The organism is Micromonospora haikouensis (assembly GCF_900091595.1).
Lineage (GTDB): Bacteria > Actinomycetota > Actinomycetes > Mycobacteriales > Micromonosporaceae > Micromonospora > Micromonospora haikouensis.
Genome location: NZ_FMCW01000006.1, coordinates 143,628 through 168,662 on the forward strand (window position 1 = coordinate 143,628; position 25,035 = coordinate 168,662).

Annotated in this window: 18 protein-coding genes and 3 pseudogenes; 8 read left to right on the forward strand and 13 right to left on the reverse strand. The window is 74.5% G+C overall.

The window, feature by feature from the left end; translation table 11 throughout:
• Window positions 1-168 precede the first annotated feature (168 nt).
• From mnhG to GA0070558_RS08215, 6 genes are all read right to left on the reverse strand, one after another.
• The gene (gene mnhG, locus GA0070558_RS08190; protein ID WP_091277522.1) at window positions 169-501 is read right to left on the reverse strand and encodes a monovalent cation/H(+) antiporter subunit G; all 333 of its coding nucleotides are present in this window, start codon (window positions 499-501) and stop codon (window positions 169-171) included.
• Between the two features lie 35 nt (window positions 502-536).
• Complete coding sequence (locus GA0070558_RS08195; protein WP_043962461.1) at window positions 537-800, reverse strand: MrpF/PhaF family protein; 264 nt, start codon at window positions 798-800, stop codon at window positions 537-539.
• Window positions 797-1,441 carry a Na+/H+ antiporter subunit E gene (locus GA0070558_RS08200; protein ID WP_256091815.1) on the reverse strand — a complete coding sequence of 215 codons (645 nt, stop codon included), beginning with the start codon at window positions 1,439-1,441 and terminating at the stop codon, window positions 797-799. The genes GA0070558_RS08195 and GA0070558_RS08200 overlap by 4 nt, the downstream gene beginning before the upstream one ends.
• A gap of 156 nt (window positions 1,442-1,597) precedes the next feature.
• On the reverse strand, window positions 1,598-3,112 hold the full coding sequence (locus GA0070558_RS08205) for a Na+/H+ antiporter subunit D (protein ID WP_091277372.1): 1,515 nt from the start codon (window positions 3,110-3,112) through the stop codon (window positions 1,598-1,600).
• Window positions 3,109-3,582 carry a Na(+)/H(+) antiporter subunit C gene (locus tag GA0070558_RS08210; RefSeq protein ID WP_077936750.1) on the reverse strand — a complete coding sequence of 158 codons (474 nt, stop codon included), beginning with the start codon at window positions 3,580-3,582 and terminating at the stop codon, window positions 3,109-3,111. The genes GA0070558_RS08205 and GA0070558_RS08210 overlap by 4 nt, the downstream gene beginning before the upstream one ends.
• Window positions 3,579-6,422, reverse strand: a complete 2,844-nt coding sequence (locus GA0070558_RS08215) for a Na+/H+ antiporter subunit A (protein WP_091277374.1) — start codon at window positions 6,420-6,422, stop codon at window positions 3,579-3,581. Before GA0070558_RS08215 ends, GA0070558_RS08210 begins: the two co-directional genes overlap by 4 nt.
• A 183-nt stretch (window positions 6,423-6,605) precedes the next feature.
• Here GA0070558_RS08215 and GA0070558_RS08220 point away from each other — a divergent pair, with 183 nt between their 5' ends.
• Window positions 6,606-8,195: a DUF4139 domain-containing protein gene (locus GA0070558_RS08220; RefSeq protein WP_439709578.1), complete on the forward strand. Its 1,590-nt coding sequence runs from the start codon at window positions 6,606-6,608 to the stop codon at window positions 8,193-8,195.
• A 5-nt stretch (window positions 8,196-8,200) separates the two neighbouring features.
• Here the strand turns inward: GA0070558_RS08220 and GA0070558_RS08225 are convergent, their stop codons facing one another.
• Window positions 8,201-8,548 carry a hypothetical protein gene (locus tag GA0070558_RS08225; protein WP_091277378.1) on the reverse strand — a complete coding sequence of 116 codons (348 nt, stop codon included), beginning with the start codon at window positions 8,546-8,548 and terminating at the stop codon, window positions 8,201-8,203.
• A 182-nt stretch (window positions 8,549-8,730) separates the two neighbouring features.
• Between GA0070558_RS08225 and GA0070558_RS08230 the strand changes: the two genes are divergently transcribed.
• Both GA0070558_RS08230 and GA0070558_RS33305 read left to right on the forward strand, forming a co-directional pair.
• On the forward strand, window positions 8,731-13,413 hold the full coding sequence (locus GA0070558_RS08230; protein WP_439709575.1) for an ATP-dependent helicase: 4,683 nt from the start codon (window positions 8,731-8,733) through the stop codon (window positions 13,411-13,413).
• Window positions 13,414-13,433: 20 nt separating this feature from the next.
• A pseudogene (locus GA0070558_RS33305) lies at window positions 13,434-13,673 on the forward strand (RICIN domain-containing protein); the annotation flags it as partial.
• Window positions 13,674-13,817: 144 nt separating this feature from the next.
• Here the strand turns inward: GA0070558_RS33305 and GA0070558_RS33310 are convergent.
• Window positions 13,818-14,972 (reverse strand): annotated as a pseudogene (locus GA0070558_RS33310) (RICIN domain-containing protein); the annotation flags it as partial.
• Window positions 14,973-15,173: 201 nt separating this feature from the next.
• Here GA0070558_RS33310 and rox point away from each other — a divergent pair.
• Complete coding sequence (gene rox / locus GA0070558_RS08240; protein ID WP_091277382.1) at window positions 15,174-16,601, forward strand: rifampin monooxygenase; 1,428 nt, start codon at window positions 15,174-15,176, stop codon at window positions 16,599-16,601.
• A 42-nt stretch (window positions 16,602-16,643) separates the two neighbouring features.
• On the opposite strand, the gene GA0070558_RS08245 is transcribed toward rox, so the two are convergent.
• On the reverse strand, window positions 16,644-17,546 hold the full coding sequence (locus GA0070558_RS08245; RefSeq protein WP_218106969.1) for an aminoglycoside phosphotransferase family protein: 903 nt from the start codon (window positions 17,544-17,546) through the stop codon (window positions 16,644-16,646).
• An 84-nt stretch (window positions 17,547-17,630) separates the two neighbouring features.
• Window positions 17,631-18,950 carry an MFS transporter gene (locus GA0070558_RS08250; protein ID WP_141722175.1) on the reverse strand — a complete coding sequence of 440 codons (1,320 nt, stop codon included), beginning with the start codon at window positions 18,948-18,950 and terminating at the stop codon, window positions 17,631-17,633.
• 222 nt (window positions 18,951-19,172) lie between these two features.
• On the opposite strand from GA0070558_RS08250, the gene GA0070558_RS08255 reads away from it, so the two are divergent.
• Both GA0070558_RS08255 and GA0070558_RS08260 read left to right on the forward strand, forming a co-directional pair.
• On the forward strand, window positions 19,173-19,523 hold the full coding sequence (locus tag GA0070558_RS08255) for a hypothetical protein (RefSeq protein WP_141722176.1): 351 nt from the start codon (window positions 19,173-19,175) through the stop codon (window positions 19,521-19,523).
• On the forward strand, window positions 19,520-19,876 hold the full coding sequence (locus GA0070558_RS08260; RefSeq protein WP_091277392.1) for a hypothetical protein: 357 nt from the start codon (window positions 19,520-19,522) through the stop codon (window positions 19,874-19,876). The genes GA0070558_RS08255 and GA0070558_RS08260 overlap by 4 nt, the downstream gene beginning before the upstream one ends.
• A 30-nt stretch (window positions 19,877-19,906) precedes the next feature.
• On the opposite strand, the gene GA0070558_RS08265 is transcribed toward GA0070558_RS08260, so the two are convergent.
• A complete protein-coding gene (locus GA0070558_RS08265; RefSeq protein ID WP_439709576.1) occupies window positions 19,907-21,070 on the reverse strand; it encodes a helix-turn-helix domain-containing protein in 1,164 nt (387 codons plus the stop codon).
• Window positions 21,071-21,119: 49 nt separating this feature from the next.
• Entirely contained in the window at window positions 21,120-21,290 is a 171-nt protein-coding gene (locus tag GA0070558_RS34165) for a hypothetical protein (protein WP_256091818.1), read from the reverse strand.
• 354 nt (window positions 21,291-21,644) lie between these two features.
• Between GA0070558_RS34165 and GA0070558_RS08270 the strand changes: the two genes are divergently transcribed.
• The gene (locus tag GA0070558_RS08270) at window positions 21,645-22,967 is read left to right on the forward strand and encodes an NsdA family TPR-like regulatory protein (protein ID WP_091277396.1); all 1,323 of its coding nucleotides are present in this window, start codon (window positions 21,645-21,647) and stop codon (window positions 22,965-22,967) included.
• A gap of 33 nt (window positions 22,968-23,000) precedes the next feature.
• Here the strand turns inward: GA0070558_RS08270 and GA0070558_RS08275 are convergent.
• Window positions 23,001-23,999, reverse strand: a pseudogene (locus GA0070558_RS08275) (XRE family transcriptional regulator); the annotation flags it as partial.
• 698 nt (window positions 24,000-24,697) lie between these two features.
• On the opposite strand from GA0070558_RS08275, the gene GA0070558_RS08280 reads away from it, so the two are divergent.
• On the forward strand, window positions 24,698-25,018 hold the full coding sequence (locus GA0070558_RS08280) for a hypothetical protein (protein ID WP_091277398.1): 321 nt from the start codon (window positions 24,698-24,700) through the stop codon (window positions 25,016-25,018).
• Window positions 25,019-25,035: the final 17 nt, after the last annotated feature.

Consider the following 25,035-nt stretch of genomic DNA (forward strand, 5'->3'; position numbering starts at 1 on the left):
ATCGGCGTCGGCTGAGCGCCCGCTGAAGGTGCAAGGAAGGGCCCCTTGTTAACGCATACGGTAGAGAAGGGCACCCTTCTCACCCCGCTGGGTGGAACGTGGCCTGGGGCCCGACCTCGTTAACAAGGGGCCCTTCCTATACCGAATGCGTTAACAAGGGGCCCTTCCTTACCCCCCGTCGGCGAGTTCGTCGGCGTCGAGGAGGGAGCGGTCGACCCGGCCCGAGCGGTACGCCGCGCGGCCGACCATCTGGGCCGCCACCGGAGCGGTGGCCAGTTGGAACACCGCCACCAGCATGATCATGCCGACGTCGTCGGGGGTACGCAGCCGCAGCGCCACCCCGGCGAGCAGCAGCAGCACGCCGAGCACCTGGGGCTTGGTGGCCGCGTGCATCCGGTCGAGCACGTCCGGGAAGCGCAGCACGCCGATCCCGGCGGCGAGGCTGAGCAGCCCTCCGGCGACCAGGCAGCCGGCGCCCAGCCAGTCGGCCACGACACCCACGCTCGGCCAGCCGGGGGCGGCGACGACACCCACGTTCACGACTCCTCCCGGACGGCGAAGCGGACCAGGGCCACCGCGCCGACGAAGCCGAGCAGGGAGAGCACCACGAGCACGGGCAGGGTCGTGGCGTGCCGGTTGACCGCCGCCTCCGCCCCGACCGCGCCGGCCATCGTGTTGAGCAGGACGTCGGCGGCGATCACGCGGTCCAGCAGGGACGGGCCGCGGTACATCCGGGCCAGCGCCAGCAGCGCGGTGACCGACAGGAGCACGGTGAGCACGGTGGCGAGGACGACCTTCACCGGTCGGCCCCCCTCTCGGTGGGAGGAACGGGAGCGGCGGGGGCGGCGAGGAGGCGGAGTTCGGCGGCCGAGCCGATCGCGCGGACGATCCGCGCCTCGGTGGCGAGGATCCGGTCGCGGCTGCCGGTCAGGTCCTCCGGTCCGCGTACGTCGAGCACGTGCACGTAGAGCACGCCCCGTTCCCGGTCCACCTCGACGATCAGGGTGCCGGGCACCAGCGAGATCGCCTCCGCCGTGAGCGCCAGGTTCAGGTCGGTGCGCACGCGCAGCCGCACCGCGATGATCGCGCCGCGGGGCCGGTAGCCGGGCTGCACCGCGATCCGCGCCACGTGGATGCTCGCGCTGACCAGCTCGGTGACGAACCGGCCGGCCAGTTCCAGCAGCGCCCACAGGCGCAGCCGGCCGCCGAAGGTGACCGGCGGCAGGGGGAAGAAGAGCAGCACCGCCCCGCCGACGAGCAGCCCGCCGAGCAGGTTGCCCCAGGAGAACCGCCCCCAGAGCAGGCACCAGATCAGCGCCATCCAGGCCAGGGTCAGCAGCCGGTCCCGCCAGCGGCCGAGCCGGGCGCGCACCCGGGTCACCGGGGCGTCGGGGTCGGCGACCGGCCCCCGACGCCGGCCCCCGGCCGCCCGGCCGCTCACCGCACACCCCCGACGACCGCCGGCGCATCGCCAGGACGAAACGCCCAGCCGCTCACCGCACACCCCCGACGACCGCCGGCGCATCGCCAGGACGAAACGCCCAGCCGCTCACCGCGCTCCCCCGACCGGGACCACCGGGACGGCCGGCCCGCCCGGTCACGGCGCGCCGCCGGGGAGGACGGCGCGCACGTACGGGGTGCGGGCGCGCAGGTCGGTCGCCGCGTCCGTGGTCACCCCGAACAGCGGGCCGGCGGCCACGGTGAGCACCAGGCCCAGGGCGACCAGCGCCGTGGTGGCGCCGACCATCAGGGTGGGCAGTCGGGTCGGCGGGTCGGTGGCGACCAGCTGCGGTGCCCGCCAGAACGCGATGTTCCACACCCGGGACGCCACGTAGAGGGTGAGCAGGCTGGTGGCGGTGCCGGCGGCGACCAGCACCCAGGGGAGCACGCCGCCTTCGCCGACGCCCGCCTGGAGCAGGCCCAGCTTGCCGAGGAACCCGGACAGCGGCGGGATCCCGGCGAGGTTCATCGCCGGCACGAAGAACAGGATCCCGAGCAGCGGGGCCACCCGGGCCAGGCCGCCGAGCCGGCGCAGGTCGGTGCTGCCGGCGCGCGCCTCGACCAGCCCGGCGACCAGGAACAGGGTGGTCTGGATGGTGATGTGGTGCACCACGTAGAAGATCGCCCCGGACAGGCCGGCGACGCTGCTCAGCGCCACCCCGAAGATCATGTAGCCGATGTGGCTGACCAGCGTGAACGAGAAGAGCCGCTTCATGTCCGACTGGGCGACCGCGCCGAGGATGCCGACCACCATGGTCAGCGCGGCCACCACCATCAGCAGCCCGGCGACGTCGCCGCCGGGGAACAGCAGGGTCTCGGTGCGGATGACCGCGTACACGCCGACCTTGGTGAGCAGGCCCGCGAAGACCGCGGTGACGGGCGCGGGCGCGGTCGGGTAGCTGTCCGGCAGCCAGGCCGACAGCGGGAACACGGCCGCCTTGATCCCGAACGCGAGCAGCAGGGTGAGCTGCAGGGCGAGCCGTACGTCGTCGGGCAGCGCGTCGAGCCGCCCGGCGAGCTGGGCCATGTTGAGGGTGCCGGTGGCGGCGTAGACGAGCCCCACCCCGGCCAGGAAGATCATCGAGGACAGGATGCTGACCACCACGTACGTCGAACCGCTCCGGATCCGGCCCTCGGTGCCGCCGAGCGTGATCAGCACGAAGCTCGCCGCCAGCAGGATCTCGAAGCCGACGAAGAGGTTGAACAGGTCGCCGGCGAGGAAGGCGTTGGTGACGCCTGCGGTGAGCACCAGGTAGGTGGGGTGGTAGATGGTGACGGGGGCGGACTCGCCGATGTCCCCCCGGCCCTGCCCGATCGAGTAGAGCAGCACGCACAGCGTCACGGCGGAGGAGACCACCAGCATCAGCGCGGCGAGCTGGTCGGCGACCAGCACGATCCCCACCGGCGGGGGCCAGCCGCCGATGCTCACCACGACCGGCCCGTGCCGGTACGCCTCGACGAGCAGCACCACGGCGACCACCAGGGTGACGGCGAGCACCGCCACGCTGACGGCGCGCTGGAGCCGGGGCCGGTTGGCCAGCAGCAGGGTGAGGGCGGCGCCCAGCAGCGGCACCACCACCGGCAGCGGCACGAGCGGCCCGTACCCCGTCACGGCGTCTCCCCCCGGTGCTGCCGGCGCAGGTGCGGCTCCGGGTCGACCTGTTCCGGGTCGCCGTCGGGGCCCTCGCCGCCGAGGTCGCGCGCGGGCAGCTCGTTGCGGGCGGCCAGCTCGGCGACCTGGCGGTCCTCCAGGTCGTCCTGCACCTCGTCGTTGCCGGTGAGATACCAGCTGCGGTACGCGACGGCCAGCAGGAACGCGGTGAGCCCGAAGGTGATCACGATGGCGGTGAGGACCATCGCCTGCGGCAGCGCGTCGCTCATCCGGTCGACCGGCGCGGTGCCGACGACAGGCGCGTCCCCGGACCGGCCGCCGAGCAGGATCAGCAGGTTGACCCCGTTGCCGAGCAGGACGACGCCGAGCAGGATCCTCGTCAGGCTGCGCTCCAGCAGCAGCGTGACGCCGGTGCCGGCGAGCACCCCGACGAGGACGACCAGCACCAGGGTCGCTCCGCTGCCGTTCACGGCCGCCGCCCCTGCGGGTCGACGATCAGCCCGCGTTCGGTCTTGCCGGCCGCCTCGATGTGCCGGTCGACCTCGGCGCCGAGGCTGCGCAGGATGTCCAGCACCAGGCCGACCACGATCAGGTACACCCCGATGTCGAAGAACAGCGACGTGACGACGTAGAAGTCGCCGACGCCGGGCAGCCACAGGTCGAGCTTCGCGCTCTGGAGCACGGACCCGCTGGCGAGGAGGGCGAACGCGCCGGTGCCGACGGACACCGCCAGGCCGGCCCCGAGGACCGTGCCGGCGCCGACGGGGGCCGCCTCGGCCAGCTCGTACCGGCCGCCGGCGAGGTAGCGCACGGCCAGGGCGAGGCTGGCGACCAGGCCGCCCGCGAAGCCGCCGCCGGGGGCGTTGTGGCCGGAGAAGAGCAGGAACAGGGAGAACAGCACGATGGTGTGGAAGAGCAGCCGGGTGACCACCTCGAAGACGATGGACCGGCGGCGCTCGGCGAGGGTGGGGCCGCCGCGCAGCCACACCGGCCGCTGCGGCCCCCGCTGGGCGGGGCGCTCGGGGCGGCGGGGGCGGCGCGGGCGGGGGCCGGTGCGGGAGCGCTGGAAGATCAGGCTGGCCACCCCGGTCGCGGTCACCACGAGCACGGAGATCTCCCCCATGGTGTCCCAGGCCCGGATGTCGACCAGGGTCACGTTGACCACGTTGCGGCCGTGCCCCTCGCTGACGGCGAGGTCGGGGAACGCCCGCGAGACCGACGGCGCGGTGCGGGCGCCGACCGCGACCAGGCAGAGCCCGGCGAGGACGACCCCGACGGCGGCCCCGACGGCGCGGCGCGCCCACCGGCTGCGGCGCAGCGGGCGGGCGGAGAACCGTTCGGGCAGCCGGCGCAGCACCAGCACGAAGACCGCGATGGTCGCCGTCTCCACCAGGAACTGGGTGAGGGCCAGGTCGGGCGCGCCGTGCAGAACGAACATCATCGCGGTGCCGTAGCCGGTGACACCGACCAGAAGCATGGCGGTGAGCCGGCGACGCGCGCCGACGGCGAGCAGCGCGGCCACCGCCGAAACCACGCCGACGACCGGTTGCAGCGGGGTGTCCCACAGCGGGACCCCCTGCCGCCACGGGCCGGCGGCGAGCATCGCCCCGCCGGGCACGACGACGAGGACCAGCAGGATCGTGCCGAGGTACAGCGGCAGGGAGCCGCGCTGGGTGGCGCTGGTGACCTCGATGGCGAGCCGGTCGAAGCGGTGGGTCAGCCACTCGTACCCCTGGGCGCCGCCCACCGGCGCGCGCACCCGGGCCAGCACGGGGGCGAGCGGGCCGCGCAGCGCGAACAGGGCCACGCCGCAGGCGAGGGCCAGGACGGACAGGCCGAGCGCCAGGGTCGGCCCGTGCCAGAGCGCGAGGTGCTCGGGCACCGGGCCGAAGAGTTCGGCGTACGGGCGCAGCAGCGCGCCCGCCGGGCCGGCGAGCACCCCGGCGGCCAGCCCGGCGACGGCCAGCAGGGCGGGCGGCCCGAGCATGGCGGCGGGTACGGGCTGCGGCTCGGTCCGTTCGGCGTGCGGGCGCGTGCCGAACGCCCCCCAGACGAAGCGGGCCGTGTAGGCGACGGTGAGCACCGTGCCGGCGACGAGCCCGGCGAGGACCACCGGCTGGTCGGTGAACGCGGCGAGGACGGCCTCCTTGGCGACGAAGCCGACCAGCGGGGGCAGCCCGGCCATCGAGGCGGCGGCCAGCGTCCCGACGGCGGCCAGCAGCGGGGCCCGCCGCCCGAGCCCGGACAGTTCCCGCAGGTCGCGGGTGCCGGCGCTGTGGTCGATCGCGCCGACGACGAGGAACAGGGCCGCCTTGAACAGGGCGTGCGCGAACAGCATCGCCGTGCCCGCGAGGGCGGCTTTCGGAGTGCCCGCGCCCAGCACCACGGTGAGCAGGCCGAGCTGGCTGACGGTGCCGTACGCCAGCAGCAGCTTCAGATCGCACTGGCGCAGCGCGGCCCACCCGCCGGCCAGCATGGTGAGCAGGCCGGCGGTGACCGTCACGGGCCGCCACGGGCCGGCGGTGGCCAGCACGGGGGCGAGCAGGCCGAGCAGGTAGACGCCGGCCTTCACCATCGCCGCCGCGTGCAGGTACGCGCTGACCGGCGTCGGCGCGCACATCGCCTGCGGCAGCCAGCCGCTGAACGGCAGGACCGCCGACTTGGCCAGCGCCCCGGCCAGCACCAGCAGCACGGCGGTGACCAGGTAGCCGCCGGCCGGCAGCCCACCCCCGGCGAGTTCCGACCAGTGGTACCCGCCGGTGTGCCGGCCGAGCATCAGGAACCCGACGAGCATCGCCAGCCCGCCGAACGTGGTCACGGTGAGCGCCTGCGCCGCCGCCCACCGGCTGGCCCGCCGCGTGGTGCTGTGCCCGATCAGCAGGTAGGAGAAGATCGTGGTCAGCTCCCAGAAGACGTAGAGCAGCAGCAGGTCGTCGGCGAGGACCAGGCCGAGCATCGCGCCGGCGAAGGCGACCAGCACGGCCGCGAACCGGGCCAGCCCGGCCGACCCGGCGGCGAAGTAGCGCGCGCAGTAGACCAGCACGAGCGCGCCGACGCCGCCGACGAGCAGGGTCATCAGCCAGGACAGGGTGGTCAGCCGCAGGGCCAGCTCCAGCCGCAGTTGCGGCACCCAGGGGTACGCCTCGACGACGGCCCCGCCGTCGCGCACGGCCGGCGTACGGGCCACGGCCCAGCCGAACGCGGCGGCCGGCGCGAGCGCGAGGGGGTAGCAGGCGCGCGGGCCCCACCACCGCACCAGCAGCGGCGCGACGAGCGCCGCCACCAGGTGGAGGATCAGCAGTACGAGCACCCGCGCTCCCGGTCGTGGTGGCAGCAGCGCGCCCGAGGGAGACGCCTATCAGCGATCAGACGCCAGTTTCCGGCCTGATGGGCGGTTTTGCCGGATTTTCCCGTGGCGGGCTTGGGCGGAGACCCCGTGCCGGCCCACCGGGGCCACGAGCATCGCCCGGCTATCCTCGCCGCCGTGAACGCAGTGGAGATCGAAGCACCCGTCGTCGGCGTCACCGTCTATCCGGACCGGGCCCGGGTCACCCGCCGGGGCAGCGCCCGGCTGACCGCCGGCGAGCACCGGGTACGGATCGCCCCGTTGCCGCTGGGGCTGCACCGGGACTCGCTGCGGGTCGGCGGCCGGGGCGCGGCGACCGTGCTCGGCGTGGACGTGACCACGTGGCGGCAGGCGCGCAGCGCCGACGGGCAGGTCCGCGAGCTGGAGGAGCGCAGCCGGGAGCTGACCGACGAGCTGGCCGGGGTCGACGACGCGTACGCGGTCGAGGAGCAGCGAGGGCAGTTCCTCTCCGGGCTGGCCGAGCGGGCCGGCGGCACGTACGCCCGCGCGCTCGCCGCCGGCGACGCCGAGCCGGCCGACGTGGCGGCCTTCGCCGACTCGGTGGCCGGGCAGCTCGCCGACTCCCACGGGCGGCGGCGGGAGCTGGCCCGGCGGCGGACGGAGCTGACCGAGGACCTGGCGGCGGTGCGGCGGCAACTGGAGGCGGCGCACGGCAAGCGGGAGCCGGACCGGCTGGCCGCCGAGGTGACCGTGGCGGTGGACGTCGACGACGCCGAGCTGGACCTGGAGCTGACCTACCTGGTCGACGGGGCCCGCTGGCAGCCCTCCTACGACCTGCGGCTGGTCGACGACACGGTGACCGTCACCTGGTTCGGCCTGGTCAGTCAGGACACCGGCGAGGACTGGCCGGAGTGTGTGCTCCAGCTCTCGACGGCCCGGCCGGCGGCGGCGACCGGCGTGCCCGAGCTGTCGCCGTGGTATCTCGACCGGGTCCGGCCGCTGCCGAAGGCGGCCATGCCGGCGGCGAGCTTCGGCGCGGTGCCGGCGCCCGCCCCGCCCGGCGGGCCAGCGTTCGAGGTCGCCGCGGTGGGCGGGGCGGCCCGCGGGGGCGCGCCGCGGCCCAAGGTGCACGAGAGCGTGGCGACGGTCGAGCAGGGGGTCAGCGCGGCCACCTACCGGCCGGCGCGGCCGGTGGCGGTGCCGGCGGACGGCAGCGCGTACCGGGCGACGATCGCCGTGCTGGAGCTGCCGGCGCGGCTGGACCACGTGGCCGTGCCGGTGCGCGCGGCCGAGGCGCACCTGCGGGCGACGGTGCGCAACACCTCGGCGCACACGCTGCTGCCGGGCCCGGCGGCGGTCTTCCACGGCGCGGACTTCGTCGCGGCGACCCGGCTGTCGACGTGGGCGCCCGGCGAGGAGACGGAGCTGGCGCTCGGCGTGGACGACCGGGTGCGGGTAGAGCGGAAGCTGGGCCGGCGGGCCGACACCCGGGCCACGCTCGGCTCGACCCGACGCCGGGACGTGGAGTATCGGATCACCGTTGCCAACCACACGCCCCGGCCGGCGACCGTGGAGGTGCGCGACCAGTTGCCGGTGTCCCGCGACGAGGCGGTGGTCGTGCGGGAGGCCACGATCGCACCGGCGCCGGCCGAGCGCACCGAGCTGGGCGAGCTGACCTGGCGGCTGCGGCTCGAACCGGGCGACAGCGGCGAGATCACCATGGGCTTCCGGGTCGAGCTGGCCAAGGGGGTGGAGCTGGCCGGCTGGCGGGAGTGACGGTCTCAGACCAGCAGGTCGCGGCGGGTCTCGACGAGCAGGTCGGGGCGGTCGAGCTGGACGACGACCTTGTTGACCACGCGCTGGGCGGCGGCGAGCGAACGCACGGAGAGCAGCCGCCCCCGGCTCTCCCGGCGCAGGACGAAGAAGTGGACGGCGGCGCGGACCTGCCCCCGGTCGGCCGCGCTGGACTGGGCGGTCTGCCGGACCAGCTCGCGCAGGCAGGCCGCGAGCCGCTCGGCGAGCTCCAACTCGGGGCCGTGCAGGCCGGCGCGGAGTGCGGCAAGATGGCTGTCGACCTTCCGGATGAGCACGTCGGTGCCCGCACCGGCTATCCGCTCCTCGACGACCATGCGCACTCCTCCACGTCTCACTTCCGCGAAGTTACTTTAGGTGGCGACGCAGAAGCAAGCAGTTAAGTAAGACTTAACGGAATAATGCCCCATTCCATCCACAAACCGGCCTTGCGGCACTTCGCGCGCGTCGACCGCCGGCACCGGTCCGGCCCAGGCGGATGTCCCACCCCCGGGGCAGGATGGAGGGCGTGGCGGAGGTGACGGCCGGTTTCGGCGCGGCGGAGGCGGCCCGGGTGCTGGCGGGATTCGGCCCGGCGACCCGGGAGTGGTTCTCGGCGGCCTTCGCCACGCCCACCCCCGCCCAGATCGGGGCCTGGCGGTCGGTGGCGGCCCGCCGCAACGCCCTGGTGGTCGCGCCCACCGGCTCCGGCAAGACCCTCGCGGCGTTCCTCTGGTCGCTGGACCGGCTGGCCGCCTCGCCGCCGCCGGCCGAGCCCCGTCAGCGCTGCCGGGTGCTCTACGTCAGCCCGCTCAAGGCGCTCGCCGTCGACGTGGAGCGCAACCTGCGGGCGCCCCTGGCCGGCATCCGGCAGGCCGCCACCCGGCTCGGCGTCGCCCCGCCGGAGATCACCGTCGGGATGCGCACCGGCGACACCCCCGCCGACGAGCGACGGGCCTTCGCCCGCACCCCGCCGGACGTCCTCATCACCACCCCCGAGTCGCTGTTCCTGCTGCTCACCTCCGCGGCGCGGGATTCGCTGCGCAGGGTCGAGACGGTCATCGTCGACGAGGTGCACGCGGTCGCCGGGACGAAGCGCGGCGCGCACCTGGCGCTCTCCCTGGAACGCCTCGACGAGTTGCTGCCCGCCCCCGCCCAGCGCATCGGCCTGTCCGCCACGGTCCGGCCGATCGACGCGTGCGCCCGGTTCCTCGGCGGGGCCCGCCCGGTCGACGTGGTGCAGCCGCCCAGCGCCAAGACCATCGAGGTCAGCGTCGAGGTGCCGGTGGAGGACATGACCCGCCTCGACGAGCAGGAGCCGCCGCCCGACGACCTGGGCGGCCCCGGCCCGCGCCGGGCGTCGATCTGGCCCGCCGTCGAGGAACGGGTCTACGCGCTGGTCCGGGCGCACCGGTCGACCATCGTCTTCACCAACTCGCGGCGCAGCGCCGAGCGGCTCTGCGCCCGGCTCAACGAGCTGGCCGCCGAGGAGCTGGCCGGTGCGGAGCTGGCCGACGCCGGGTCGGCCGGCCCGGGGCAGGCCGGCCCGGGGCCGACCGCCGCAGGGCCGGGTCCCGGGTCCCCGGGCGGCCCGCCCGCCCGGCCGCCGGCCGAGGTGATGGCCCAGGCGGGCGCGGCGGCCGGGGCCGCCCCGGTGGTCGCCCGCGCCCACCACGGCAGCGTCTCGCGGGAGGAACGCAAGCACATCGAGGAGGCCCTCAAGTCCGGCCAGCTCCCCGCCGTGGTGGCCACGTCCAGCCTGGAGCTGGGCATCGACATGGGCACCGTCGACCTGGTGGTGCAGATCGCCGCCCCGCCCAGCGTCGCCGCCGGCCTGCAACGCGTCGGCCGGGCCGGGCACCAGGTCGGCGCGGTCTCCCGGGGCGTGGTCTTCCCCAAGCACCGGGGCGACCTGCTCTCCTGCACCGTCGTCGCCGAGCGGATGGCCGCCGGGGCGATCGAGGAGCTGCACCACCCGCGCAACCCCCTTGACGTGCTGGCCCAGCAGATCGTCGCGATGGTGGCCCTCGAACCGTGGCGGGTCGGCGACCTGGCCGTCGTCGTCCGCCGGGCCGCGCCGTTCGCCGAGCTGCCCGACTCCGCGCTGCACGCCGTGCTGGACATGCTCTCCGGGCGTTACCCGTCGACCGCGTTCGCGGAGCTGCGGCCCCGGCTGGTCTGGGACCGCGCCGCCGACGTGCTCACCGGCCGGCCCGGCGCGCAGCGGCTCGCCGTCACCAGCGGCGGCACCATCCCCGACCGGGGCCTGTTCGGCGTCTTCCTCGCCGGGGCGGAGCGGGCCGCCCGGGTCGGCGAGCTGGACGAGGAGATGGTCTACGAGTCGCGGGTCGGCGACGTGTTCCTGCTCGGCTCGTCGTCCTGGCGGATCGAGGAGATCACCCCCGACCGGGTGCTGGTCTCCCCCGCCCCGGGCCAGGCCGCCCGGATGCCGTTCTGGAAGGGCGACCAGCTCGGCCGCCCGGTGGAGCTGGGCCGGGCCATCGGCGCCCGGGTGCGGACCCTGCTGCGACACGGCGACGAGGCGGCGGTGGCCGCGCTGCGCGCCGGCGGGCTCGACGACTGGGCCGCCGGCAACCTGCTGGCCTACCTGCGGGAGCAGCAGGCCGCGACCCGGTCCCTGCCCGACGACCGCACGGTGCTGGTCGAGCGGTTCCGCGACGAGCTGGGCGACTGGCGGCTCGCCGTGCACAGCGTGCTCGGCGCCCGCGTCAACGGCCCGTGGGCGCTGGCCATCGGCCGCCGGCTCGCCGAGCGGTACGGCGTGGACGCCCAGGTCATGCCGTCCGACGACGGGATCGTGGTGCGGCTGCCCGACACCGCCGACTCCCCGCCCGGCGCCGACGTGGTGCTCTTCGAGCCCGACGAGATCGCCCAGCTCGTCGAGGAGTCGGTGGGCACGTCGGCGCTGTTCGCGTCCCGGTTCCGGGAGTGCGCGGCCCGGTCGCTGCTGCTGCCCCGCCGCGACCCGCGCCGCCGCCAGCCGCTGTGGCAGCAGCGCCAGCGGGCCGCCCAGCTGCTCGACGTCGCCCGCGAGTACGCCGACTTCCCGGTCACCCTGGAGGCCGCCCGGGAGTGCCTCCAGGACGTCTTCGACCAGCCGGCCCTCGCCGGGCTGATGCGCGACCTGGCCGCCCGCAAGGTGCGCCTGGTCGAGGTCGAGACCGAGCGGCCGTCGCCGTTCGCCCGCTCGCTGCTGTTCGGCTACGTCGGGGCGTTCCTCTACGAGGGCGACGCGCCGCTGGCCGAGCGGCGGGCCGCCGCCCTGGCGCTGGACTCGGCGCTGCTCGGCGAGCTGCTCGGCCGGGTCGACCTGCGGGAGCTGCTCGACCCGGCGGTGCTCGCCGAGACCGACCGGCAGCTGCGCTGGCTGACCGAACAGCGCCGGCCCCGCGACGCGGAGGACGCCGTCGAGCTGCTGCGCACCGTCGGCGACCTGTCGGAGGCGGAGCTGGCCGAGCGGGGCGTGCCCGTCGACTGGCTCACCGCCCTGGCGGCGGCCCGCCGGGTGCTGCGCGTGCGCGTCGCCGGCGAGGAGCGCTGGGTCGTCGTCGAGGACGCCGCCCGGCTGCGCGACGCCCTCGGCGTGGCCCTGCCGGTCGGGGTGGCCGAGGCGCACCTCGCCCCGGTGGCCGACCCGCTCGGCGACTTGGTCGCCCGGTACGCCCGCACCCACGGCCCGTTCGCCGCCGCCACCTGCGCCGCCCGTTTCGGGCTCGGGGTGGCCGTCGTCGAGCAGGAGCTGCGCCGCCTCGCCGCCGCCGGGCGGGTCGTCTCCGGCGAGTTCGCCCCCGACACCGTGGGCACCCAGTGGTGCGACGCCGAGGTGCTGCGGCTGCTGCGCCGCCGCTCCCTCGCGGCGCTGCGCCGGGAGATCGAGCCGGTGCCGCCGAGGGCACTGGCCGCGTTCCTGCCCCGCTGGCAGCAGGTCGGCTCGTCGGCGCGGGGGGTGGACGCCGTCGCCGCCGCCGTCGAGCAGTTGCAGGGCGCGGCCGTGCCGGCGTCCGCCCTGGAACGCCTCGTGCTGCCCGGCCGGGTCGCCGACTACTCCCCCGCCCAGCTCGACGAGCTGTGCGCCGGTGGCGAGGTGCTGTGGGCCGGGTCCGGGGCGATCTCCGGCGGCGACGGCTGGGTCACCCTCGCGTACGCCGACGCCGCGCCGCTGCTGCTGCCGCCGCCGGATGACGCGCTGGCGCGTACCCCGTTGCACGACGCCGTGCTCGACGCGCTCGGCGACGGGCAGGCGCTGTTCTTCCGGTCGCTGTCCGACCGGGTGGGCTGCACCGACGACGCGGCGCTGACCGCCGCGATCTGGGACCTGGTGTGGGCGGGGCACCTCACCAACGACACCCTCGCCCCGCTGCGGGCGGCGCTCGGCGCCGGCGGGGCGCACCGGTCCCGGCCGGCCGCGCCGCGCACCCGGTTGCGCCGTCCCGGCCGGGTGGCGCTGCCCAGCCGCAGCGGCCCGCCCACGGTGGCGGGCCGCTGGTCCCGGCTGCCGGAGCGCGACCTCGACCCGACCCGGCGGGCCGCCGCGCTCGCCGACGTGCTGTTGGAGCGGCACGGCGTCGTCACCCGGGGGGCGGTCGTCGCCGAGCAGGTGACGGGTGGCTTCGCGGCTGTCTACCCGGTGCTGTCGGCGCTGGAGGAGCGCGGGGCGGCCCGGCGGGGCTACTTCGTGGAGGGGCTGGGCGCGGCCCAGTTCGCGGTGCCCGGGGCCGTCGACCGGATCCGCGCCCTCGCCGACCCGACCGCGAGCCGTGGCGGCGGGGGTCAGGAGGCCGGGGGCCGGGGCGGGGCGCTCGTCCTCGCCGCCACCGACCCGGCCAACCCGTACGGTGCGGCGCTGCCCTGGCCCGAGCGGGCCGTCGACTCCGGCGACGGGGCCGCCCCGGCGAGCGGGCACCGGGCGGGGCGCAAGGCGGGCGCGCTGGTCGTGCTGGTCGGCGGCGACCTGGTGCTCTACGTCGAGCGGGGCGGCCGGACGATCCTCTCCTTCGCCGACGCCCCCGACGCCCTCGCGGCGGCCGGCAGGGCGCTCGCCGACGCGGTGCGCACGGGCGCGCTCGGCGCGATCTCGGTGGAGCGGGCCGACGGGGAGGCCGTGTCGGCGTCCCCGCTGCGCGACGCGCTGACCGCCGCCGGTTTCCGGGCCACCCCGCGCGGCCTGCGACTGCGCGGCTGAGACCGCTGACCGGTCGGCCGGTGTACGGCACCAAGTGCCTCGACGCCAGCGGCGCCGGCACCAGCAACGGCACCCCGGTGATCATCTGGGACTGCCACGGCGGCACCAACCAGCAGTGGAACGTCAACGCCAACGGCACCCTCACCAACGCCCAGTCCGGACTCTGCCTGGACGCCAACGCCGCGGGCACCGCCAACGGCACCAGGCTCATCCTCTGGTCGTGCAACGGGCAGCAGAACCAGCAGTGGAGCCTGCGCTGATCCGCGACCGAACCTGACCGGTGGCCCTCGGGCGACCAGTCGATGCCGGCCCGGCCTCTCGATCCGCCGGGCCGGCATCGCCGCCGGCTCGTGCGCGACCGGGCCGCCACCGGGCAGCTCACCGTCGACGCCTTGTGGCCGACCCTGGAGTTGCCTGCCCGCGGTGTAGGTCCAGCTCTGGGCGGCGGCGCCGGTGCAGTCCCACAGCTGGGTCTGGGTCCCGTTGGTGGTGCTGCCGTTCGGCACGTCGACGCAGCGACCGGACTGGCCGCCGACGACCTGCCTGCCCTGCGCGGGGCTGCTGGTCGGGGTCGGGGTCGGCGAGGACGTCGGCGGGGTGGTGCCGTCGAACTGGGTGAAGAAGCTCCACACCACCGGCCGGGTCCAGGACTTCTCGCCCGGCGCGTACGGGTCGGCGGAGCCGTCGACGGCGTTGGGGGCGTGCGGGTCGTCGAACGGGGCCCACGCCACCGGGTAGCCGGCCCGGCATCCCGAGTAGTAGGTGAGGGTGTGCGTGAGGCTGCCCTGCGCCGGCTCGGGCGGGTTCTGCGGGGTGCAGCCGTTGTTCCTGACGAACCTGTCGCGCAGCGAGCGGCCGGTGGAGATGGGGATGGTGCCGTCCCGCAGCCCGTGGATGCCGATGTACGCGATGGGCTGGGTGCCGCCGCTGCATCCGCTGAGCTCCGCGCCGGAGTAGACGGCGACCGCCCGGAAGACCGTGGCCCGCGCGCAGGCGATGGCGTAGCTCATGCCGCCGCCGTAGCTGAAGCCCATGGCGAAGCGCTGCGTGGTGTCGACGCACAGACCCGCCTCGATCTGCCGCTGCATGTCGTCGACGAAGGTCAGGTCCCGGCCACCGCTGTTGGCCCAGCCGTTGCCGATGCCCTGGGGCGCGACGAAGATCGCCGAGTTGTTCGACAGCGCGCGGAGGCCGTAGTAGGACCACGGGTATCCGCTGGTGCCGCCCGAGTCGACCTCGTTGGCGGTGCCGCCGTTCCAGTGGAACGCGAAGATCAACCGGTAGGGATGGTTGCGGTCGTAGTTGTCGGGGATCCGCAGGATGAACGAGCGGTTCTGGCCGCCGCTGGAGATCGTGCGGGTGCCGCTGGTCAGCGCCGGCGCCTGGCCGCATCCGGCGGTTGTCGCGAGGGTGCCGACGTCATTGGCGTAGGCGACCGGGCCGGCTCCGGCGGCGATCGCCGCGCCGCCCGCCGCGAGGACGAGCGCCGCCGCGCCCGCGACGGCACCGACGACGAGCCGATGTCTCCCGGCCGCACCACGTGGGACAGGAGCCGGCAACGGGGCCGAGAAGACGAAACGGGGCCGGAAAAGACGAAAGGCAAGGAGTCGACGACTCCCTGCCACTCTCAACATATACCGCACCCGGGGCCTTGCGGCAAGACCCGGGTGATGCCGCAGAATCGTCCGCCGGGCCCCGTAGCTGCGTATATCGGTGATCCGCGCAGTATGGACGGGCTCGTCTACATATGGGGGACATTCATGTTCGACGTGATCGTGGTCGGGGGCGGACCGACCGGCCTGATGCTGGCCAGCGAGCTGCGGCTGCACGGCGTACACACGCTGCTGCTGGAGAAGGAGGCGGAGCCGACCCCGGTCGTGCGCGCGCTCGGGCTGCACGCGCGCAGCATCGAGATCATGGAACAGCGCGGCCTGCTGGAGCGGTTCCTCGCGCTCGGCCAGCAGTACCCGGTCGGCGGCTTCTTCGCCGCCATCCCCAAGCCGCCGCCCACCGGCCTGGACACCGCGCACGCGTACGTGCTCGGCATCCCGCAGACCACCACCGACCGCCTGCTGGCCGAGCACGCCGTCGAACTCGGCGTCGAGATCCGGCGCGGCGGCGAACTGGCCGGGCTGAGCCAGGACGACCACGGCGTCACCGCCGAGCTGGCCGACGGCACCCGGCTGCGCTGCCGCTACCTCGTCGGCTGCGACGGCGGCCGCAGCACGGTGCGCAAGCTGCTCGGCGTCGGCTTCCCCGGCGAACCCAGCAAGGTCGAGACGCTGCTGGGCGAGATGCGGCTGACCGCGTCACCCGAGACCCTCGCCGCCGTGAGCGCCGAGGTCCGCAAGACCCAACTGCGCTTCGGCGCGATGCCCCTGGGCGACGGCGTGTACCGCGTCGTCGTGCCCGCCGAGGGGGTGGCCGAGGACCGCCGGATCCCGCCGACCCTCGACGAGGTCAAGCGGCAACTGCGGGCGTACGGCGGCACCGACTTCGGCGCGCACTCGCCGCGCTGGCTGTCCCGCTTCGGCGACTCCACCCGGCTGGCCGAGCGCTACCGGGTCGGCCGGGTGCTGCTGGCCGGCGACGCGGCGCACGTCCACCCGCCGACCGGCGGGCAGGGGCTCAACCTCGGCATCCAGGACGCGTTCAACCTCGGCTGGAAGCTCGCCGCCCAGGTCGACGGCTGGGCGCCGCCGGGGCTGCTGGACAGCTACGAGACCGAGCGGCGTCCCGTCGCCGCCGACGTGCTGGACAACACCCGCGCGCAGATGGAGCTGATGTCCACCGAGCCGGGGGCCCAAGCCGTGCGCCGGCTGGTGGCGGAGCTGATGGACTTCGAGGACGTGAGCCGGCACCTGACCGAGAAGATCATCGCCATCAGCATCCGGTACGACTTCGGCGCGGGCCACGACCTGCTCGGCCGGCGGCTGCGCGACGTCCGGCTGGGGCGCGGACGCCTCTACGAGCTGACGCGCGGCGGCCGGGGGCTGCTGCTCGACCGGACCGGCAAGCTCTCGGTGGCGGGCTGGGCCGACCGCGTCGACCACGTCGCCGACGGCAGCGAGGAACTGGACGTGCCCGCCGTGCTGCTGCGGCCCGACGGCCACGTGGCGTGGGTCGGCGACGACCAGCAGGACCTGCGCGACCACCTACCCACCTGGTTCGGCCCCGCCACCGCCTGACCCGCCCGCTCCGGGTGGGGTGGCCACCCCGGTGAGGTTCGGTCAGGCCAGCTCGGCGATGACCGCGCGGACCATCAGGCGGCCGTGTTCGGCCATGCGGGGGAAGGTGCGCCGGTAGTAGTCGATGCCGGTCAGCGAGGGCGCGAGCGCCCAGCCGCAGGCGCGCCGCCAGGTGGCGTCGTCGTACCCGATCGCCTCCCGGTAGGTTTCGCGGGCCGCGCCGGTGAACGTCCACAGCGCCGGGGCCACGTCCGGGGCCGGATCGCCGACGCCGAGCGCGCCGAAGTCGATGGCCGCGACCAGCCGTCCGCCGTCGGTGACCAGGTTGCCCGGTTGCAGGTCACCGTGGATCCACACCGGCTCGCGGTTCCACTCGGGAGCGGCCAGGCAGACCTCCCACGCCGCCTCGGCCGCGCGCACGTCGAAGCCGTCGTCGTGCGCGGCGAGCCGGGGCAGCACCCGCCGCACGGCGTCGTCGACGTGGCGCAGGGCGGCCCCCCGGGCACCGGGCGCCTTGGCCGGGCCCCCGGCCGGGTCCACCCGGTGCAGGGCCCGCACGAAGTCCGCCAGGTCGCGGGCCAGGCGCACGTCCTCGCAGCCGAGCCGGGGCGGCGTGCGTCCCGCGAACCACGGCACCACGGTCCACGGCCACGGGAACCCGGCGCCCGGCTCGCCGACGTGCAGCGGGACGGGTACCCGCGCGGGCAGGTGGGGGGCGAGCGTGGGCAGCCACCGCGCGTCGGACTCGGCCTGGCCGACCGCCCCGGCGATCTTGGGCATCCGGGCGACGAGTTCGTCGCCGATCCGGAAGAGGACGTGGTCGGTACCCTCCACCTCGTCGGGCAGGGGCGTCACGGGAAGGTCGGCCCAGCGGGGACACTGGTCCGCCACCAGGCGGCGCACCTGCTCGGCGGTGGCGCGGATCTCATCGGCGTGGATGGGCACGACCGGCACGGTAGAAGACACAACCGCCGGCATCCACCGGTTATCCGCGTGGGCCGGGGCGGGGATGCGCCGTGAGCTGCCGCGTCAGCCGACCGGGGTCCTGTCGGCGGCGTCGCCGCCCGCCCCGGCCGGCGCCGGGTCGGCCGGCCGGCCGTCGGCGGCAGGTGGCTCCCCGGCGGGCCGCGCCTCCTCGGCGGCGCGGCCGGGTGGCAACGCCCGCAGCCGGCGCACGTCCCGACTGGCCAGCATGCCCCCGACGGCGAGCACCACCAGCCCGGCGAGGGCCAGCAGCGTGTCGCGGGCCCCGATCGTCGCGGCGAGCGGCCCGACCGTCACCTGGCCGAGCGGCATGGCGATCCAGGACCCCAACATGTCGTACGAGTAGACGCGCGCCAGCCGGTCGGCCGGGATGTGCTGGGCGATCGACGTGTCCCAGGCCACCGTGAACTGTTCGACGGCGATGCCGACGGCCAACGCGGCGGCCACCAGCACGAGGATCGTGGGTGCCAGGGCGAGGCCGAGCAGCAGGAGCGACTCGGCGAACATGCAGGCCACGCCGAGCAGCAGCAGCCGGCGCACCCGGATCCGCAGGGCGATCAGCCCGCCCAGCACCATCCCGACGGTCTGCGCGGCCAGCACCACGCCCCAGCCGCTGCGGCCGACCGTCGAGTCGGCGACGGCCGGGCCGAGCACGTTGACGCCGCCGGCCAGGCACGCGTTGAGGACCATGAAGCCGAGCACCACCGCCCACACCCAGGTGCGCGCGGTGAACTCCGTCCAGCCCACCCGCAGGTCGGCGACGACACCCGTACGGCTGCTCCTGGCCTTCGGGGCGGCGACCCGGACCCCGGCGAAGGCCAGGGCAGCGACGGCGAAGGTGGCCGCGTCGACGGCGAGCCCCCAGCCGGGCCCGACGGCGGCCACGAGGAGGCCGCCCGCCGCCGCGCCGCCGATCGAGCCCGCGTTGATGCCGAGCCGGATGAGCGCGTTGGCCTGCTGGAGCAGCTCGGGCGGAACGGTCTGCGGCGTCGCGGCGGCCGACGCCGGCTGGGCCAGGGCGCTCACGACGCCGTTGGCCGCGCCGAGCGCCAGCAGCAGCGGGATCGTCGCCGTGCCGGTGAGCACGACGGCGGCCACCGCCGCCTGCGTCGCCGCGCCCAGCACGTTGGAGCCGACCAGCACCAGCCGGCGCGGAATCCGGTCGGCCACCACGCCGCCGAAGAGCACGAACAGCACGGTCATCAGGGATCTGACGCCGACCACCAGGCCCAGGTCACGCACCGAGCCGGTCAGGTCGAGCACGGCGAAGGCCAGGGCGATGGGCGCGACGCCGTTGCCCAGCATGTTGACCATGCGGCCGGCGGCCAGCCAGCGGAACGCGCGATGGCGCAGCGGAGCGAGCACCGGTCCCCCACGTGAAGTCGGTCGCGCCCCGCCGGCCGCGAGACACCCGCAATGGTCGCCGATCCGCCCGGCCCGATCGACCCATTTTGGACCGGTGTCGACCTGCGGAAGATGCCCGGCCGGGTGCCCCGGCGACTGCGGGCGCACCGCCGCCGGGAAGCCGCCGGGAATGAGTACGCGAGCGGATGGGCCGGGTGCCGGGGGCATGGCAGGTTCATGGGCATGGATGATGTGGACCCACCGCGTCGGGCCCCGTTCGGGTCGAGCCTCCTCGTCGCGTTCGGCTGGTACGTCACCGTGGCCGCCGCGGTCTTCGTCGGACTCGTAGGCGTGCCGGCGAACCCGAACCGGGACTGCTCGGTCATTTTCGCCTGCCTGACACCGCAGGAGGGGTTCGCCCTGGCGGCGATCGTCGGCGCGCCGGTTCTCGCGGCCATGCTGCTCACCACGCTGGCGATCACTCCGCTGCTCGCGCGCAGGGTCCCCTCCCCGGTCCTCGCCGGCACCCTGTCGGTGTCGGTCACCGTCGGGCTCGCCGTGCTGGCCGGCGGATTCTGGCAGGCCGCCCGATGAGGCGCGTCGGGCTCGGCGTGCTCTTCTTCGCCTGGCTCTACGGCGTGCCGTTCCTGTTCGTCGTCGGGCTGGTCCGCCGGGTGTCCTCGCCCTACGTGCCGACCCACGCGGCGGCGCGGGCGTTCGGCTCGACCACGGAGACCCTCCTGACCACGGCGGTGGTGCTCAACCTGGCGCTACCGATCGTGGGGGCACTGCTCGCGCGGCTCGCCCGAGACAACTACTGGATTCGCCACTTCGCCTGGTCACCGGCGGGCGTGGTGCTGATCTACCTGGTTGTCGCGCTGGCGGGGAGCCTGGCCACGGGGCCGTTGTTCAGTTGGACGCCGCCCGTCGGGCTCGGCGCCGGCTAGGTCGACTCCACATGCGAGGGGACTCACCGGTCAGGTGACACCGAGGCTGAGCGCGAGCTGGACGAGGGTCGCCGGGGCGTGCGGAGTGCGGGTCGCCTGGGCGATCACCTGCCGGGCGGCGGGGCGGTGGCGTAGTTCGGCCGGGGCGGCGCGTTCGGCGTCGAGCAGCACCCGGCCGGCCCCGCGCGGGTCGCCGGCGCGCAGGTACGCCCGCGCCGCGTCGAGCAGGTACGCCCGCGCCGCGTCGAGCAGGTGCGCGGCGCGGTGCTCGGGCGGCAGCCACCGCCAGGCGTTCCGCCTGACCGCCTTCTCGTGCCAGGCGACCGCGTCGCGGGCTGCGCCCAACTCGACGGCTGCCGCGGCGCGGGCCACGTCGACGGCCGTGGGGCCGAACGCCGTCGCATGATGGTCGTGGCCGTCGCCCACCCGCGCCGCCAGGTCGCCGGCCTCGTCGAGCAGGTCGGCCACCGACCGGTGGTCTCCGTCGCGGGCCGCCGCTAGGGCGGCCTGCACGAGCAGCGTCCCGCACAACGACAGCTCCGCCGGGATGCCGTCGTCGGGGTCGGGCGGGGCGATCCGGTACGCGGCGGCCAGGGTCACCGACCTCGCCGCCCGGGCCCGCCCCGACGCCCGCAACGCCTGGCCGAGCTGCACGCAGGCGGCGGCCACCAGCACCGGATCGCCGGCTGCGGCGGACACCGCCCGGTCGGCGGCCAGCCAGCCCAACTCGCCCTCGCCGAGCTTCACCAGCAGCGAAGCGGTCACCCGGTACGCCTCCACCAGCGCCGCCCGCCCCGGCTCCGGGGCGTCGGCGTGCACGCGTTGCGCCGCCGCCAGCAGGCCCGGCACCAGCACGACCGCCTGCGGGTAGCGGGCGTGCTGGAACGTGATCCACGCGTGCGAGACGTTCCGGGCCAACCGGTCCGCCGGCAACACGACGCTCCGGGCCGCCCCCGCGCCGAGAGCAATGTCGTACGTCGACAGGGCCGCCCGGATCCGCTCGACGCCCGCCGCGCGCTCGGTCACCTCGGACGGCTGCACGTCACGGCCCAGCAGCACCGAAGTGTCGACGCGCAGAACGACGGCGATGTCCCGGAAGGTGGAAACCTTGTCCAGGGCACGGACGCCCCGTTCGACCTTGTCCACCCAGCTCTTCGACCTGCCCAACCGGTCGGCCAGCATCTGCTGCGTCATCCCGCGCCGAACCCGCCACTGCGCCACCCGACGGCCTGGCGGCAACTCGTCACCGCCCACGACGCCACCGCCGGTCCGGCACCGCCCGGGTCGTCTCCTCCACCGGTATCCGCTCCGCCTCGGCCTGCGCGAGAATGCGCTGCCGGGCCGCCTCCCGCTCCGCCTCCTCGATCCGCTCACCCCGGCTGGACGTCCACTCATCGCCGCGATCAGATGCCATTGCGCTCACTTCACCTTCGGTCGGGGTGCGACGGTGTGTTCTCGGGAAGGACCGATGCCGGCGGGCCCGGCCAGTGATCGTGGCCGGCTGGAATGCGGTGCCGGACGCGGCAGGGCAGGGCGGCCGGTATCACCAGATGCCCGCGAATCAATGCCACGACAGAGATGCGGCGCGGAACCGATCGCCCGAAAGCTGGGCTATCGTCGACAACGTCGCTCAACGTAGGCACACCGATACTTCAGTCGATTGCGAAGCGTCGCGGTAACCCCACCATTGGGTCCCCTCACGGGGCTCGGTGGCGGACGTGAACGCGATACCGTGACCGCCCAACAGCCTCCCGGCGGAGGGAGCCACGTGGACACACGACCAGGCCGCGTGCTTCCCCGGCACCTGCTCGAACTCCCGCAGATCATCCGTGCGCTCGCCAAGCGCGATTTCACCCCTGTCTTTGCTGCGGCGAAGGCGGCCGGGCTGAGCTACAACGCGATCGCCGCAGCGTGCGAGATGAAGACAGAGCGGGTCAGCCTCATCGCACGCGGCAGCGCCACCGTCACGAGCATCGACACCGTCGAACGGATCGCGGACGGGTTGCGCATTCCGGGTGGGATGGTCGGTCTCGCCGCGCGATGCTGGGAGAAGCAGGCTGCATCTCATCCGCCAAGCAACTCAGGGGACGATCTCATGAAGCGCCGTCAACTCCTGCGGGGCGCGCTCGCCGCCGGCTTGACCAGCACCTCGCTGATGCACATCGCTGAGGCTCGGCAGCACGGCGACAGGGCGCTGACCACTACGGACACGGTCGACATCGCTCACATCGAGTCGGCCGCCGAGCAACACAGCTATGGCTACCGGGGGCGTTCGCCCGTCGACCTACTCGCCAACCTCGTCGCCGATTTCGGCGAGATCACCCCCTTGCTACGCCGGCCGCAACGCGCGTCGAGTCGGGTCGGCCTCGCCCATCTCGCCGGAATGGTCGCCGGAATGGCTGCCGTCGTGCTGCACGACCTCGGCAACCGACGCGAAGCGCACGCCTGGTTCCGCACCGCCGCACGCGCCGCCGAGGAATCCGGCGACCGGACGCTGCACGCCTGGGTGCTGGCCCGGGAAGCCATGGTGCCCCTCAACTTCGGCGCGCCGCGAACAGCCGCAGACCTCGCCGAGCAGGCCCGGCAGATCGCCGGCAGAGGCACCACTGCGGCGGCCACCCTCGCCACCGCCGTGGCCGCCCGCGCCTACGCCAGCAGCGGCCAGCGTGACAAAGCTCTGGCCGCGCTAACCGAAGCCGACCGTCTCGCCGACCACCTTCCTGGAGGCGAACGCGCCGACTCCTGGTTCGGTCACTGCGACCAGAAGCACCAGGTGCACCTCTCCCACGCCCTCACCTCGCTCGGCGAAACCGCCCGGGCCCGGCAGCACCAGGCGCAGGCATTGACACTGTCAGCACCCACGAGCTCTCTCACCCGCGCCCTCATCCGCCTGGACGCCGCCATGTGCGATCACCGCGACGGCAACACCATCGACGGCTGCCAGGCCGCCACCCTGGCTCTGGCGGAGCTACCGGCCCGCTTCCGGACCGACCTGACCCGCAAGCGCGCCTTGGACCTGTACCGAGATGTCCCCACCCGCTTTCGGGCGTTGCCCGAAGTCGAACAGTTCCGAGCAGTGCTCACACCCTGATGCGTGGCCGCCCCGTCGAGTTGCACACCCCTGTCAGGAGACGAGGCCGACCTTCAGCGCGAGATCACGTACGCCATTTCGCGCCGACCTGGGCCCGTCCAGCAGGTCGAGGGTGATCTGACGGGCGTAGCCGTTGAAGCGGATCGTCTCCGGTGCCGCGTCGTACGCCTGGCGGAGAGCCTCCACGGTGGATCCGGTGTCGTTCTTGGCGCGGTGTGCGCGAGCCACCTCGATCAGGTGCCGGGCGCGGCGCGGCCTCGACGGGACGGCAGCCGGATCGAGACGGTTGGCCTGTCGCAGCGCTTCACCGGGCTTCTGCAACTCGACGGCGAGGGTCACCGCGTGCGCGACCATGATGATCCGGGAGAACGACGTCTGCTGCTGGTAGAAGCCTTGCGGCAGCCGCCGGGACACTTCGTCGGCGAGATCCCAGTACCGCCAGGCACGGCCCTCCTCCCCCGCCCGCGCGGCGATGTAGGCGGCCTCGAAGTGCAGAGCGCCCCAGAGGGCGAGCGGGTTCGGGCTCGCGTCGACCGCTCGTGCCTCCAGCGCCGAGATCAGCTCCAGCGCCACCGCCGTGGCGGTGTCCCAGTCGCCCGAGTCCCGGTGGAGTTGGCACAGGAACCAGCCCGCCCGGGCCACCGCCTCCGGATCGCCGGACTCCTGCGCCGCCATCATCGACCGGTCGGCGACGCGCCAGACCAGCTCGGCGGCAGGTTGGAAGGCGAGGTACATCTGGGCCAGCCCTAGGGTTTCGGCCAGCAGCGCGTGCGCCCGGCGGCGATCGGCCCCCTCGTACGTCAGCGCGGCGCGTTGCGCGTCCCGGACCAGGTCCGGCAGCACGGGTGCCAGCACCGTCCGGTGGTCCGAGGACTCGTGGCGGGCCCGCCAGGCTGCGGCAAGACGCTGGCTGAGCTGCGCCAACGGCGGAGCGGTCGCGGCACCTGGCAAGGCGACGCGGTTGACGGCGTCGCGCACCGAAGCGAGCGCGGGATGCTCCGGCCCGTTGACGGCGGACCGGTCGCTCAGCTCCGGCATGGCGTCCATCCCGGCCTCCCAGCGTGACGCGCCAACCACCCAGGGCGCCTCCCCACGGTACTCATGAGCGTGGCAACTCGTCACCCTTGCGGCACCCAGCAGCATTGGAACCACCGCTCGGGCATTTGCCCGATATGCCTCGACTTCTAGCGTGAATCGAACCCTGGAGTCGGATGGCCGACAACCGCCAGGCGGAGGCGGATGTTGCGGCCACGCTCCTACGGCTCGACGATGGGCCCTTCTCACGTTCGGCGATCAGTCAGACACGATCAGCAAGATCGCGACTTGGTGAGCGCACGCCCGAAGGACGCAGCCCGGAAGGACTCCATCCATGCACATACCCACCCAGGCAGGCGAACTCCCTGGTCGAACGCCTATTCGACGAAGCCGCACCGAGGGTGACTTGGCCGGATGGTGGATCCATCGGCGCACCGACCATGCCACCATTGCAGCACGGAGGGCGTTCACCCAGTGACACGACCCCGTCACGCTAAGGGTGGCGCATACGAGGACTTGCTAAGAGAGGCGGAACGAGCCGGTTGGACCGTCACGGGCGGGGGAAACAAGCACTACAAGCTGAAGTGCCCAAATTCGTGCAGGTGCATCAAGACCATGTCGACCACGCCATCCAACCCGAACTACCTGCGCAACATGCGGGCGCAGCTGCACCGGGTGACTTGCTGGGAGGACAGATGAAGACCGAGATCCGTCTCGCTGCCGAGATGACCTTCTTCGCCGACCCGGACGGCACCGACGAGCAGTTCGAGGCGTTCCTGGACGAGGTGATGGAGCAACTGAACGCCATCGGCCGGGAGGACGTCGACCTCGCCGCGAGGCTGCCCGACCGGTACGCGGAGTTCGAGACCACCGTCGAGGCCGCCGACTTCAACATCGCAGGGGCGGGCTTCATGATGGACCTGCGTACGGCCCTGCACGCAGCCGGGTGCAACACCGCAGACTGGCCCCGGTTTGCGCCCAGCCATCAACACGTTCGCGAGCTACAGACGGCCTGACCGAGCGTTGACCCGAA

Coding starts and splice junctions, on each gene's coding strand:
- GA0070558_RS08280 (WP_091277398.1), top strand. CDS start 24,698: ATGAAGACCGAGATCCGTCTCGCTGCCGAGATGACCTTCTTCGCCGAC.
- GA0070558_RS08255 (WP_141722176.1), top strand. CDS start 19,173: ATGGATGATGTGGACCCACCGCGTCGGGCCCCGTTCGGGTCGAGCCTC.
- GA0070558_RS08225 (WP_091277378.1), bottom strand. CDS start 8,548: ATGGTCGTCGAGGAGCGGATAGCCGGTGCGGGCACCGACGTGCTCATC.
- GA0070558_RS08265 (WP_439709576.1), bottom strand. CDS start 21,070: ATGACGCAGCAGATGCTGGCCGACCGGTTGGGCAGGTCGAAGAGCTGG.
- GA0070558_RS08230 (WP_439709575.1), top strand. CDS start 8,731: ATGGAGGGCGTGGCGGAGGTGACGGCCGGTTTCGGCGCGGCGGAGGCG.
- GA0070558_RS34165 (WP_256091818.1), bottom strand. CDS start 21,290: ATGGCATCTGATCGCGGCGATGAGTGGACGTCCAGCCGGGGTGAGCGG.
- GA0070558_RS08260 (WP_091277392.1), top strand. CDS start 19,520: ATGAGGCGCGTCGGGCTCGGCGTGCTCTTCTTCGCCTGGCTCTACGGC.
- rox (WP_091277382.1), top strand. CDS start 15,174: ATGTTCGACGTGATCGTGGTCGGGGGCGGACCGACCGGCCTGATGCTG.